This is a genomic window from Lysinibacillus sp. JK80, from assembly GCF_027557635.1.
In the GTDB taxonomy this organism is placed as follows: domain Bacteria; phylum Bacillota; class Bacilli; order Bacillales_A; family Planococcaceae; genus Lysinibacillus; species Lysinibacillus capsici.
On record NZ_CP058997.1, the window covers coordinates 2446581 to 2459417 of the forward strand.

Sequence of the window (12837 nt, forward strand, 5' to 3'; positions counted from 1 at the left end):
TTTTTCCTCCTCGTCCCTAGTATTAAACCTCTACGCCCATGCTTTTCGCTTTTTCAACTACTTCATCAATTGAACCAACTAGACGGAAAGCATCTTCTGGTAGGTGATCCCATTTGCCATCAAGGATTTCCTTGAATGAACGAACAGTTTCTTTTACAGGTACATAAGAACCTTTTTGACCAGTGAATTGTTCCGCTACGTGGAAGTTTTGTGATAAGAAGAATTGAATACGACGAGCACGTTCTACTGTTTGTTTATCTTCATCAGATAACTCATCCATACCTAAGATTGCAATGATATCTTGTAATTCACGGTAACGTTGGATTGTACGTTGTACACCAGTAGCAATTGCGTAGTGCTCAGCGCCTACGATTTCAGGTGATAATGCACGAGAAGTCGAAGCTAATGGGTCAACCGCAGGGTAGATACCCATTTCAGATAATTTACGCTCAAGGTTAGTTGTTGCATCTAAGTGGGCGAAAGTTGTAGCTGGAGCCGGGTCAGTATAGTCATCGGCTGGTACATAAATCGCTTGAATAGAAGTTACAGATCCTTTGTTCGTAGATGTGATACGTTCTTGTAGTTTACCCATTTCAGTTGCAAGTGTTGGTTGGTAACCTACCGCAGAAGGCATACGACCTAATAGGGCAGAAACCTCAGAACCTGCTTGTGTGAAACGGAAGATATTGTCGATGAATAAAAGTACGTCTTGACCTTGCTCATCACGGAAGTATTCCGCCATTGTAAGACCAGTTAAAGCAACACGCATACGTGCACCAGGTGGCTCGTTCATTTGACCGAATACCATCGCTGTTTGCTTGATAACGCCTGAATCGCTCATTTCGAAGAATAAGTCGTTCCCTTCACGAGTACGCTCACCTACACCAGCGAATACAGAGATACCAGAGTGCTCTTGTGCGATATTGTTGATTAATTCTTGGATTAATACAGTTTTACCTACACCGGCACCACCGAATAGACCGATTTTACCACCTTTGATATATGGTGCAAGTAAGTCTACTACTTTGATACCTGTTTCAAGAATTTCAACTGTAGTTGAAAGATTCTCGAAAGTTGGTGCTTCACGGTGAATTGAATCACGACGTGCGTCTGCTGGAATCTCTTCACCTAAGTCAATTACTTCTCCAAGTACGTTGAATACACGACCTAGTGTAACTTCACCAACTGGTACTGAGATAGCTTTTCCTAAGTCTGTTACTTCTGCTCCACGTTGTAAGCCATCAGTAGATGACATCGCAATTGTACGAACAGAATCATCACCTAAATGAAGCGCAACTTCTAATGCAAGAATTGTTGGTTCTTCATTAGGACGTTCAATCTTAACTGTTAAAGCGTTATAGATTGCTGGTAATTGGCCATTGTCGAATTTAACGTCAACAACTGGACCCATTACTTGAATAACATGTCCTTTATTCATTACTGTGTACCCTCCTATCGTATTCTTATACGACATTGGGAAGCTGCTTGCCTATTCTAAGGCTGCAGCTCCACCAACGATTTCTGTAATTTCTTGTGTAATCGCCGCTTGACGTGCACGGTTATATTGCAAAGAAAGGTCTGAAATAAGATCAGTTGCATTATCTGTTGCATTTTTCATAGCCGTCATACGAGAAGCATGTTCACTTGCTTTTCCATCTAATAATGCGCCATAAACTAAGCTTTCCGCATATTGTGGAAGTAACACTTCTAGAATTGCTTCACCAGATGGCTCGAATTCATAAGAAGCAGTACCGCTTGCAGGGGCAATATCTGTTAATGGAAGAAGTTTTTTCTCTGTCACTTCGCTAGCAATAGCGCTGACAAAGTGATTATAGTACATATAAAGTTCGTCATACGTACCATCAATGAACATACCAACAGCATTACGAGCGATTTCTTTAATATCAGCAAATGTTGGTTGGTCAGGTAGACCGACAACATTACTGATGACATTATGATCACGTTTCACAAAGTAGTCACGAACAACACGACCTACTGCTAAAATAACGTATTCGTCTTTTGATTTATGACGCTCGTTAATCGTACGTTGTACTTGACGTAGGATACTTGAATTGTAAGCACCTGCAAGACCACGGTCAGAACCAATGACTAAGTAAGCCGTTTTCTTAACAGGACGAGCAGTTAACATTGGATGTCCGCTGTCTTTTGTCCCTGAAGCGATCGCGCCTACTACGTCCTGAATTTTTTCCATGTAAGGAACGTAAGCTTTAGCATTTTGCTCTGCACGACGTAACTTAGAAGAAGAAACCATCTGCATTGCTTTTGTAATTTGCTTCGTACTCTTTGTTGAAGTAATACGACCTTTAATTTCGCGTAAGTTTACCACTGGTATTTCACCACCTTCTGTTTTTTAATCAAGTGACTAGCTAAGACTTATTCTGATTTAGCGAAAGTTTTTTTGAATGCATTGATTGCTGCTTCATAATCCGCATCAGGAGCAAGCTCTTTAGTAGTACGAACATGATCTAAAACGTTTGTGTGGTTTGAATCTAACCAGCTTAAGAATTCTGATTCGAAGCGAACGATATCTTGTACTGGAATATCATCTAAATGACCTTTAGTTAATGCGTAAAGGATTGCAACTTGTTTTTCAACTTTTAGTGGTTTGTTAAGGTCTTGTTTAAGAACTTCAACCGTACGTTTACCACGCTCAAGTTTAGCAAGTGTTACTTTATCTAAATCTGAACCAAATTGAGCAAATGATTCAAGCTCACGGAATGCAGCTAAGTCAAGACGAAGTGTACCCGCAACTTTTTTCATCGCTTTAATTTGAGCAGATCCACCTACACGTGATACAGAAAGACCGGCGTTAATCGCTGGACGTACACCTGAGTTGAATAAGTCAGATTGTAAGAAGATTTGTCCATCAGTGATTGAGATTACGTTAGTTGGGATGTATGCAGAGATATCCCCAGCTTGTGTCTCAACGAATGGAAGAGCTGTAATCGAACCATTTTGATATGTTTCATTTAACTTCGCAGCACGTTCAAGTAAGCGGCTGTGTAAGTAGAAAACGTCACCAGGATATGCTTCACGACCTGGAGGACGGCGAAGAAGAAGTGAAAGTTCACGGTAAGCTGATGCTTGTTTAGAAAGATCATCATACACGATTAATACGTGTTTACCTTGTAACATGAATTCTTCAGCCATAGATACACCAGCAAATGGTGCTAAGAATAATAATGGAGCTGGTTGAGAAGCAGAAGCTGTCACAACGATTGTGTAATCTAAAGCGCCATGTTTACGAAGAGTTTCTACAACACCACGTACAGTAGATTCTTTTTGACCGATTGCTACGTAGATACAAATCATATTTTGGTCATTTTGGTTAAGAATTGTATCGATAGCTACCGATGTTTTACCAGTTTGACGGTCACCGATGATTAACTCACGTTGACCACGACCGATTGGTACTAATGCGTCAATCGCTTTAATACCAGTTTGTAGTGGTTCGTGTACTGATTTACGAGCCATTACACCGAAAGCTGGACTTTCGATTGGACGAGATTTTGTAGTGTTGATAGGACCTTGTCCATCCACTGGTTGTCCAAGTGGGTTTACAACACGACCAATTAGTTCTTCACCAACTGGTACTTCCATGATACGACCTGTACGACGAACTTCATCGCCTTCTTTGATGTCAGTGTATGGACCTAAGATTACGATACCAACGTTACCTTCTTCTAGGTTTTGAGCCATACCCATAACACCATTAGAGAACTCTAGTAGTTCTCCAGCCATGGCGTTGTCGAGGCCATGAGCAAGAGCAATACCGTCACCAATACGGATAACTGTACCAACTTCGCTTACTTTAAGTTCAGATTCATAATTCTCAATCTGTTGTTTAATCAGACTGCTGATTTCTTCAGCCTTGATGCCCATGTATGTCACCTCTCACATTTCTAAATTATTAACCGATTAATTCACGTTTTAGACGCTCTAGTTTATTAGCTACTGAGCTATCATAAATATGGTTACCGATTTGAACACGAATACCACCAAGTAAAGATGGATCAACTTCGTTTGTAATATTTAATGATTGTTTTCCAACAAGTTTCGAGAACGCTGCTGAAATATTAGCGCTTTCTTCTGCAGAAAGTGCGCGTGTTGAAAATACTGTTGCATCTGCAGTGCCTTGTGCTTGCGCAGCAAGTTCAGCATATGCCTTAGCAATTTGTGTCATCTCGTTTACACGTTTTTTCTCAACTAGAAGTTGAACAGTGTGTAAAACTTCTGGTGTTGCACCATTAAAGATATCAGCTACCATTTGTTTTTTTCGTTCAACGGAGAACTTAGGTGCATTTAAAAGCGTTAAAAAATCAGGCGATTCTTTTACTACTTTTGTTAGTTCACTTAAGTCTGCTCCTACTTCAGTAAGAATATTTTTTTGTTGCGCCAATTCAAAAAGCGCTTGAGCGTAACGTTTTGCTACAGTTGAATTACTCATCGAGCTTCCCCTGCCTTCGCAATCGTCTCTTCAATTAGAGCACGGTTGTCTGCCTCAGAAATCTCTTTGCTAAGGACTTTAGATGCTGCAAGTACAGATAATGAAACGACTTCATCACGTACAGCTGCAATAGCTTTTTCTTTTTCAGACTCAATTTCACGTAAAGCCGATTCTTTTAAGCGATTTGCTTCATTACGAGCTACAGTAAGAATTTCTTCTTTTTGTAATTCGCCTTGCTTCTTAGCGCCTTCAACAATCGATTGTGCTTCTGTACGAGCTTCCTTAAGAAGGCTCTTTTGTTCTTCTAAAAATTGGTGCGATTCTTTGCGCGCTTTTTCAGCTGCTTCGATTTCACTCGCTACTAATTCTTCACGTTGTTGCATAATGCCCATAAGTGGACCCCAAGCGAATTTCTTAAGTAGTAACATTAATACGATGAAAATAACTAATGTTGCGATGATATCTCCACTATTTAACGAAGCACCGCCTGCACCTAGTACAAGATTATCTAAAAACACGATTGTTTCACTCCCTTCAAGAGCTTTAACTTCAACATAATTTAATGACTAAAAAACTACCTATTTTAAAAAGCTATATTTACACATAGCTTTTATCAGTTCCAAAATGAAGGGCGAAGTTTCATCTGGAGAATCCTGCTTCGCCACTAGTAAAATTCAGTGTTCAACTGAATTATTTGTTCATTACGATGAATGCTACTACTACTGCGATGATCGGTAGGGCCTCAACTAATGCAACCCCGATGAACATTGTAGTTTGAAGAACGCCACGAGCTTCTGGTTGACGAGCGATACCTTCTACTGTTTTTGATACGATAAGACCGTTACCAATACCTGCACCAAGTGCACCTAAACCGATTGCGATTGCTGCTGCTAATAAACCTAATGAACCTGTCATTTGAAAATTTCCTCCTTGGAATTGTTTGTTTTTGTTGTTCAAGCATAGGGTATATGCTTTATATTAATGGTCATCGCTCACTTTATGAGCCATGTAAACCATTGTTAACATTGTGAAGATAAAGGCTTGGATAAAGCCGATGAAAATTGAGAAACCTTGCCATGCCATCATAGGAACGATTGCCCCGATGAATCCCACAGCACCTGATGATGCTAAACCTGCAAGTAAGCCAAGTAAAATCTCACCCGCGTAAATGTTACCGTAAAGACGTAAACCTAATGTTAATGTGTTTGCAAATTCTTCTACTATTTTAAGTGGGAACATGAATGACATTGGTTTGAAGAATGTACCAACATAATGACCTGTACCCTTCATTTTTACACCATAGAAATGCGTTAAGACTAATATCATTGCTGCTAATGTCATCGTTACTGTAGGGTCAGCTGTTGGTGATTTCCACCATAGCTCATGCCCATAGACAATTGAGAAAGGAAGACCTAGTAAGTTAGATACTGCGATAAACATAATTAGTGTGATACCTAGAACGTGGAATCGACCACCAGTTTTCCAATCCATGTTGCTTTTAATGATATTCTTAACGAAATCCATAATCCATTCCATAAAGTTTTGCATACCAGTAGGTTTTAACTTTAGGCTTCTAGTTGAAATAAAGGCAATTAAAAATACGATAATTGCTGCAACTAGTAACATCATAACTGTTGATAAGTTAAATGTTAAAAAACCGACTTCTAGTAACGGAGCTTCATGATTCATTGTTATTTTTCACCTCTCTTTCTAATTTAAAGCACATTAGCGGTTCCTTACATGTGACACAATTCTCTCGACAAAGAGAAAAACGTACGGAATCATTAGCCCTATAACCGTGCTAATTAAGTGAAAATAGTTTGGCAACGAAATGGCTATTGCGACTGCCGCAACACCTGATCCAAAGCGAAGCGCTGTACCAAGTGAGCCTATTTTCTTCCCTTCACTAATGGATCTGTCAAACTTCTCCATACGCCGAACTAAAATCCAAAAATTATACGTACCAAAGAATGCACCGACTGCGATGCCCGCAAAAACAGTTTGATAGGGGGTAAATCCCCAGCCTAATGCGCAGAGTGCAAGCAAAAAAAATAACGCCCTCTTCTGCACAGCAAAAATGTGATGCAAATCTAGCATTGGTTGTAATCTCCTGAATCATTTTTTCGAGTAATGAAAACGTTTGCTGACCACTATGTGAAATCAGAAAAGAGCAGTGAAAAGCACTACTCACAGCGGAATAGTAATGGGAGAGTCATTTCAATTACAGGTGTAAATGCCCAAAAAAATAACTTACACCCCTTACCGACTCGGTAAAAACCGAAACGCACAAAACGTTGCAAATCGACAGTCTTATTTTGAACTGTCAATTTAGTAGAAAGTTGATATAACAAGTGTTTCAACGTCCTATTTATGAACAGAAACCCTTATCATTCTTACCCTTTGTAAGCATACAATAGGTGATATTTGAAGTCAATTGGTAAAGGAGAAAAACTTCACAGCCTCTATACTCTTGTCAAATTGTTGACAAATTTGTGTATGAAATTTCATAGTTTCAAAATTTCTCAACCTTCTCACGCATAAAAAAAGCTAATTTACGACAAGATTATGCTCGTAAATTAGCTTACCCATTTCAACAGGTACATTAGACTTATTTTTAATATAAAATATAGTATTTTAATTAGTTTTTTGTAAAAATCCTAGCAATGCTTCAACAATACGCTTAGATGCATGTCCATCTCCATATGGATTTGATGCTTTAGCCATTGCTTCATAGGCATTATTATCTGTTAGTAATTCCTTTGCTAAGGCGTAAATTGTTTCCTCTTCTGTTCCTGCTAGCTTTAATGTTCCTGCTGCAATCCCCTCTGGACGTTCTGTCGTATCTCTAAGAACAAGCACTGGCTTTCCTAATGAAGGTGCCTCTTCTTGTACACCGCCTGAATCCGTTAAGATCATATATGAATTAGCCGCAAAGTTATGGAAATCAAATACTTCAAGAGGCTCAATTAAATGCACTCGTTTATTATTCCCTAAAATTTCATTAGCAATTTCTCTTACAGCCGGATTCATATGAACTGGATAAACAACTTGAACATCCTCATGTTCTGCGAGTATTCTAGTAATCGCTTTAAACATATGGCGCATTGGTTCACCAAGATTTTCACGACGATGTGCCGTTAATAAAATCATGCGATCCTCGCCAATTTTATCTAATACAGGATGCGTGTAGTGTTCACTGACTGTTGTTGCTAATGCGTCTATTGCTGTATTACCTGTAACAAAAATCGTCGCTGGATTTTTGTTCTCATCTAAAAGATTCTTTTTAGATACTTCAGTTGGCGCAAAATGTAAATCTGCCATCACGCCTGTTAGTTGGCGATTCATTTCCTCTGGATATGGTGAATATTTGTTCCATGTTCGAAGTCCCGCTTCTACATGTCCTATCGCAATTTGGTTATAGAACGCAGCGAGGCTTGCAATGAAAGTCGTTGCTGTATCACCATGTACCAAAACGATATCTGGTTGTGCTTCCTTCATTACTTTATCTAAACCCTGTAATGCGTTTGTCGTTACATCAATTAATGTTTGGCGATCCTTCATTATATTTAAGTCATAGTTTGGTGTAATACTAAACGTCTCTAATACTTGATCGAGCATTTGGCGATGCTGTGCTGTTACAGTTACAATAGATTCTATTTGCTTAGGATACTTTTGTAACTCCAAAACAAGAGGAGCCATTTTAATTGCTTCTGGTCTTGTACCAAAAATCGTCATTACTTTCCATTTCTTTGTCAAAACGATCTGCACCGTCCTTTTTGTTATTGTATAGTAAGATCAATCTCCTGTTGATGAGGGATTACTTACCTACACATACTATGAAACGCCCTTCAATTTGAAGGACGCTTTCACAAATTATTAGTTTCCTAAATGAGGAAATTTCATGTATGGATTTTTATTTTGTACCGAATAGACGGTCTCCGGCATCACCTAAGCCAGGTACAATATAACCATGGTCATTTAATTTTTCATCAAGTGCAGCAATGTAAATATCTACATCCGAATGTTCTTCTTGAATAGCTTTCACACCCTCTGGTGCAGCGATTAAGCACATGAATTTAATGTTTTTAGCTCCACGTTTTTTCAGTGAATGAATTGCCTCCACTGCAGAACCACCAGTTGCAAGCATTGGATCTACAATGATGAAATCACGTTCTTCAACATCTGCAGGAAGTTTTGCGTAATATTCAACTGGTTTTAATGTTTCTGGATCACGGTAAAGACCAATATGACCAACTTTTGCAGCAGGGATAAGCTTTAATACGCCATCTACCATACCGATACCTGCACGTAAAATCGGTACGATTGCAAGTTTTTTACCAGAAAGTACTTTTGTTTTTGCAATTGTTACAGGTGTTTCAATTTCAATTTCCTCTACTGGCATATCACGTGTAATTTCAAATGCCATTAGTGTTGCCACTTCGTCTACTAGCTCACGAAATTCTTTTGTTCCTGTATTCTTGTCGCGAATATAAGTTAATTTGTGTTGGATTAGTGGATGATCAAATACATAGACTTTGCTCAAAGGGATTCTCTCCTCACCGTTCGGATTCATTTTTATCTCAACTAGTATAACAGAAAAAAGGAGTCGCCTCAAAAATAAATTTAGGACAACTCCATTTATCATCTATTCTTTTGTCAAAACTAAGTTATTGATCAAGGATTATATCTAATTGTTCAATTGGCATTGGCTTGAAATAGAAGTATCCTTGTCCTACTGTGCATCCTAGCGCACGTAGAATCTCAACCTGTTCCTCTGTCTCTATACCCTCTGCCACTGAAATCATCCCTAAATTTAATGCTAACTGAATGATAGAGCGAACAATAGCCAGTGTTGCTGGATCTTCAATAGCATTGATGAAGCTACGATCAATCTTTAGTTCAGCAAACGGTAGTTGTTGTAAATAGCTTAATGAAGAAAAGCCTGTTCCAAAATCATCTACGGATGTTTTAAAGCCATAGCTCTTCAGCTCTTGAATGATCTTATAGGCTGATTGGAAATCTACTAAACCAATATTTTCTGTCACCTCTAAGATAATATAGCTAGGGTCAATATTATACTTCCGCACAAGTTTCAGTGTATCCTGAACAAAGTGCGTGTAGTAAAAATGGTCAGGTGAAATATTGACAGCTATTTTCACTAATTTCCTTCCCAGGCGTTGTCGTTCTGAAAGCCATGAGAGTACCGTCTCTAAAATAAGTACATCAATTTCCCGAACCTTACCAGCACTCTCAGCTACTGGAATAAAGACTGCCGGTGAAACAAAACCCAATTTTGGAGAAATCCATCTTGCAAGTGCTTCAATACTTTGAATTTCCCCATTGCGTAAATCTACTTTAGGCTGTAAGTGGACTGTTATTTCTTTATTTTTGATGGCTTCTGACAAATGATTTAAAACCGTCATCTTCTGTACAAGCACATCATTTTTCTCTGTTGTAAATATTTCAGTATGTGTGCCTGGCCTATCGATTGCAAAGGATAACGCATTATCTGCAAAACGAATCGCATCATTAATATTTATGTCATCATTATAGGAAGCAATGCCTGTTTTTAATGTAATATAGATTTGCTTTCCTCCTATAATAAAAGGCTGGCGAATCGTTTCTTTTATTCTCATCTCATAATCATTCAAATCTTCATGAAGTGATATTGTAGTCATAATCAAACTAGAGCTAGTGAATCTAGCAACATACTCATTACTTTCTGACTTGTCTTGCTCAAGACGTTTGGCAAGTTGTCTTAAAAGTTCATCACCAATTTCACGGCCATATAATTCAACTACTTGATGAAATTCACTAGGTTTTAATATTTTAATAAAGCCGCTTTGCCCCTGCTGGACTTCCCTTTCAATCGTATTAACAAAGCTGTGACGATTAGGCAGACCTGTTGTAATATCTGTATAGGCTAAATCCCAAATTTTTTTCTGCGTCCTTGCATATGAATAAGCCAATGCAACAAGAGCACCCATTTTTCGAAACATATTTTTAAGCATTTGGTCACTTTGTGTTTTTTGGCTAAATATCGAGAAAACACCTATTACTTGCCGCTGTTGATTACGTATAGGGATAAACCATCCATGCGGCTTTTTAGCTAGCGAAGCATATTGCTTATGTTCTTTAGGAATATTCACTTCATCTAAATTTTCTATGAAAGTAGACGTTTCTGATTGCATGACCTTATTAAAGAAATCATTGTTTGTACAACATTTTGGTACGCTCTCTGTTTGATTATCTCCTATGAAAACTTGTAATTGGTTTACTTCTGTTTTTATAAGCACCATGCTTGCAATATTTGGCATGAAAAATTCATCGAGGCCTTGACAAATAAGCTTCATCTTTTGCTCAAAAGTAAACTCCTTCTCAATTGCCCTGTACATATCATTTTCTAAACGCATTAAGAAGTCTTCTGTATGATAATATGTAACATCCTTCACTAATACTAAAACAAATTGCGTTACATTTGCCTCATTGCAAAAAGGTAATGCTTGTATTTCTGCCCAAAAGGGAGGTTTATCGATGCCATTATGATATAGCTTCGCCTGCACCATTATGCCGTTATGTATTTTTTCTTTAATCATTTCAATGGTTGTCATTTTTTCGTCCATTGATAGCCATGAAAAATAATCAGTATTTAGAATTTGTGAACGTGCAGCATTAGTAAGCATACAAAAAGAATCATTACACTCTACTATGTAATGATGCTTCGTCGCATCAAAAATAACGTAGCTTTCTTTCGAATTATTACCTAATTTGCGAATGCTGTTTAATAATACATCATAATCTGTGTTTAACGATTTAGTGACCATCCAACCCCTCCTTTTCTATCACTTCATCTCATTTCCATTGTACATAAAATTTAATTAAATTTTCACTTTTATTAAAAAAAACTTCTTTTCTAGGACACTATCTGTCCTCTGCCTACTATAATATATCCCTTTATACCGTTTTTATGTAAATTTATTCAAAAATAAGAGGATTATTCTACTTTATTAGAAAAAAGATGTTTTTTACAGTTTAATCCTCCATTTCCAAAATAAAAAGCTGTATTTAAAGTAAATTTTGTACTTTAAATACAGCTTTTATTCTATTGATTATACATATAGTGGATGCTTATCAGTTAATGCCTTCACACGATCTTTTGCATCTGCTTTAACTGCCTCATCTTCAGGGCTTTTAAGAACAGCCGCTATAATTGCTCCTACTTCTTTCATATCTTCCTCTTTAAAGCCACGAGAAGTGACCGCTGGAGTACCAATACGAATTCCAGAAGTGACAAATGGGGATTCAGTATCGTAAGGGATTGTATTTTTATTTGTTGTAATCCCTACTTCATCTAGTGCGTGCTCTGCTACTTTACCTGTTAAACCAAGAGATTTAACATTTAGCAGTAATAAATGGTTATCTGTACCACCAGAAACAATTTCAACACCCTCAGCAATTAATACTTCTGCTAATGCCTTTGCATTGGCTTTAATTTGTTTTGCATAGTCTTTAAATTCTGGTTGTAAAGCTTCTCCAAATGCTACAGCTTTTGCAGCGATAACATGCATTAATGGGCCACCTTGAATGCCTGGAAATACAGATTTATTTAGTTTTTGCTCCCATTCTTTTGAAGCAAGAATTAATCCACCACGTGGTCCACGTAATGTTTTATGTGTAGTTGATGTAACAAAATCAGCATATGGCACTGGTGATTGATGTTCGCCAGCAGCTACAAGTCCAGCAATGTGTGCCATATCCACCATGAAATAGGCTCCGACTTCGTCTGCAATTTCACGGAATTTAGAGAAGTCAATTTCACGTGGATAAGCAGATGCACCAGCAACAATCAGTTTCGGTTTATGCTCTAAAGCCTTTTGTCGTACATCTTCATAATCAATCACTTGTGTATCTTGTGTTACACCATACTCTACAAAATTATATAGAATACCAGAGAAGTTTACTGGAGAACCATGTGTTAAGTGACCACCATGTGAAAGGTTCATACCCAGAACTGTGTCACCTGGTTCTAGAATCGTATGGTAAACAGCCATGTTTGCTTGTGCACCTGAGTGTGGTTGCACATTTGCATATTCTGCTCCGAAGAGTTCTTTTACACGATCACGTGCAATGTCTTCTACTACGTCTACATGCTCACAGCCACCATAATAGCGTTTACCAGGATAACCTTCAGCGTATTTATTTGTCAGTACTGATCCTTGCGCTTCCATCACTGCTTCGGATACAAAGTTTTCTGATGCAATCAATTCAATATTTGCTTGCTGACGTGTTTTTTCTGCAAGAATTCCATCTAGTACTGCTTTGTCTTGTACTGCTAATTTTTCATATGCCATGTTTGAAAAAGCCTCCTA

General features: G+C 38.0%; 12 protein-coding genes. All 12 read right to left on the bottom strand.

The genetic code is table 11. The features are described 5' to 3' along the window. Positions 1–22: 22 nt before the first annotated feature. The 12 genes from atpD to glyA all read right to left on the bottom strand — a co-directional run bounded on the left by atpD (position 23) and on the right by glyA (position 12819). Positions 23–1438: a F0F1 ATP synthase subunit beta gene (atpD, locus tag HXV90_RS12545; RefSeq protein WP_004269479.1), complete on the bottom strand. Its 1416-nt coding sequence runs from the start codon at positions 1436–1438 to the stop codon at positions 23–25. Between the two features lie 51 nt (positions 1439–1489). Beyond that, entirely contained in the window at positions 1490–2347 is an 858-nt protein-coding gene (atpG, locus tag HXV90_RS12550) for an ATP synthase F1 subunit gamma (protein WP_004269478.1), read from the bottom strand. A 47-nt stretch (positions 2348–2394) separates the two neighbouring features. Further along, a complete protein-coding gene (gene atpA, locus HXV90_RS12555) occupies positions 2395–3903 on the bottom strand; it encodes a F0F1 ATP synthase subunit alpha (protein WP_004269477.1) in 1509 nt (502 codons plus the stop codon). Positions 3904–3931: 28 nt separating this feature from the next. After that, positions 3932–4468, bottom strand: coding sequence for a F0F1 ATP synthase subunit delta (locus tag HXV90_RS12560; RefSeq protein WP_115674213.1), 537 nt, complete (start codon positions 4466–4468; stop codon positions 3932–3934). Next, complete coding sequence (atpF, locus tag HXV90_RS12565; protein WP_016992759.1) at positions 4465–4986, bottom strand: F0F1 ATP synthase subunit B; 522 nt, start codon at positions 4984–4986, stop codon at positions 4465–4467. The genes HXV90_RS12560 and atpF overlap by 4 nt, the downstream gene beginning before the upstream one ends. Positions 4987–5158: 172 nt before the next feature. Beyond that, positions 5159–5383: a F0F1 ATP synthase subunit C gene (gene atpE, locus HXV90_RS12570; protein ID WP_004269474.1), complete on the bottom strand. Its 225-nt coding sequence runs from the start codon at positions 5381–5383 to the stop codon at positions 5159–5161. Between the two features lie 63 nt (positions 5384–5446). Continuing rightward, entirely contained in the window at positions 5447–6157 is a 711-nt protein-coding gene (atpB, locus tag HXV90_RS12575; RefSeq protein WP_004269473.1) for a F0F1 ATP synthase subunit A, read from the bottom strand. Positions 6158–6193: 36 nt separating this feature from the next. Next, positions 6194–6565, bottom strand: coding sequence for an ATP synthase subunit I (locus HXV90_RS12580; RefSeq protein WP_004269472.1), 372 nt, complete (start codon positions 6563–6565; stop codon positions 6194–6196). A 537-nt stretch (positions 6566–7102) separates the two neighbouring features. Next, positions 7103–8224, bottom strand: a complete 1122-nt coding sequence (wecB, locus tag HXV90_RS12585; protein WP_004269471.1) for a non-hydrolyzing UDP-N-acetylglucosamine 2-epimerase — start codon at positions 8222–8224, stop codon at positions 7103–7105. Positions 8225–8381: 157 nt separating this feature from the next. Then, the gene (upp, locus tag HXV90_RS12590) at positions 8382–9011 is read right to left on the bottom strand and encodes a uracil phosphoribosyltransferase (protein ID WP_004269470.1); all 630 of its coding nucleotides are present in this window, start codon (positions 9009–9011) and stop codon (positions 8382–8384) included. 124 nt (positions 9012–9135) lie between these two features. After that, complete coding sequence (locus HXV90_RS12595; protein ID WP_054548715.1) at positions 9136–11292, bottom strand: EAL domain-containing protein; 2157 nt, start codon at positions 11290–11292, stop codon at positions 9136–9138. A gap of 285 nt (positions 11293–11577) precedes the next feature. Continuing rightward, positions 11578–12819, bottom strand: coding sequence for a serine hydroxymethyltransferase (gene glyA, locus HXV90_RS12600; RefSeq protein ID WP_048395620.1), 1242 nt, complete (start codon positions 12817–12819; stop codon positions 11578–11580). Positions 12820–12837 lie beyond the last annotated feature (18 nt).

Excerpts from the sequence above, each read along its gene's own strand:
- HXV90_RS12580 (WP_004269472.1), bottom strand. The coding sequence starts at position 6,565 with ATGCTAGATTTGCATCACATTTTTGCTGTGCAGAAGAGGGCGTTATTT.
- HXV90_RS12595 (WP_054548715.1), bottom strand. The coding sequence starts at position 11,292 with ATGGTCACTAAATCGTTAAACACAGATTATGATGTATTATTAAACAGC.
- atpD (WP_004269479.1), bottom strand. The coding sequence starts at position 1,438 with ATGAATAAAGGACATGTTATTCAAGTAATGGGTCCAGTTGTTGACGTT.
- atpE (WP_004269474.1), bottom strand. The coding sequence starts at position 5,383 with ATGACAGGTTCATTAGGTTTATTAGCAGCAGCAATCGCAATCGGTTTA.
- atpB (WP_004269473.1), bottom strand. The coding sequence starts at position 6,157 with ATGAATCATGAAGCTCCGTTACTAGAAGTCGGTTTTTTAACATTTAAC.
- HXV90_RS12560 (WP_115674213.1), bottom strand. The coding sequence starts at position 4,468 with ATGAGTAATTCAACTGTAGCAAAACGTTACGCTCAAGCGCTTTTTGAA.
- glyA (WP_048395620.1), bottom strand. The coding sequence starts at position 12,819 with ATGGCATATGAAAAATTAGCAGTACAAGACAAAGCAGTACTAGATGGA.
- atpA (WP_004269477.1), bottom strand. The coding sequence starts at position 3,903 with ATGGGCATCAAGGCTGAAGAAATCAGCAGTCTGATTAAACAACAGATT.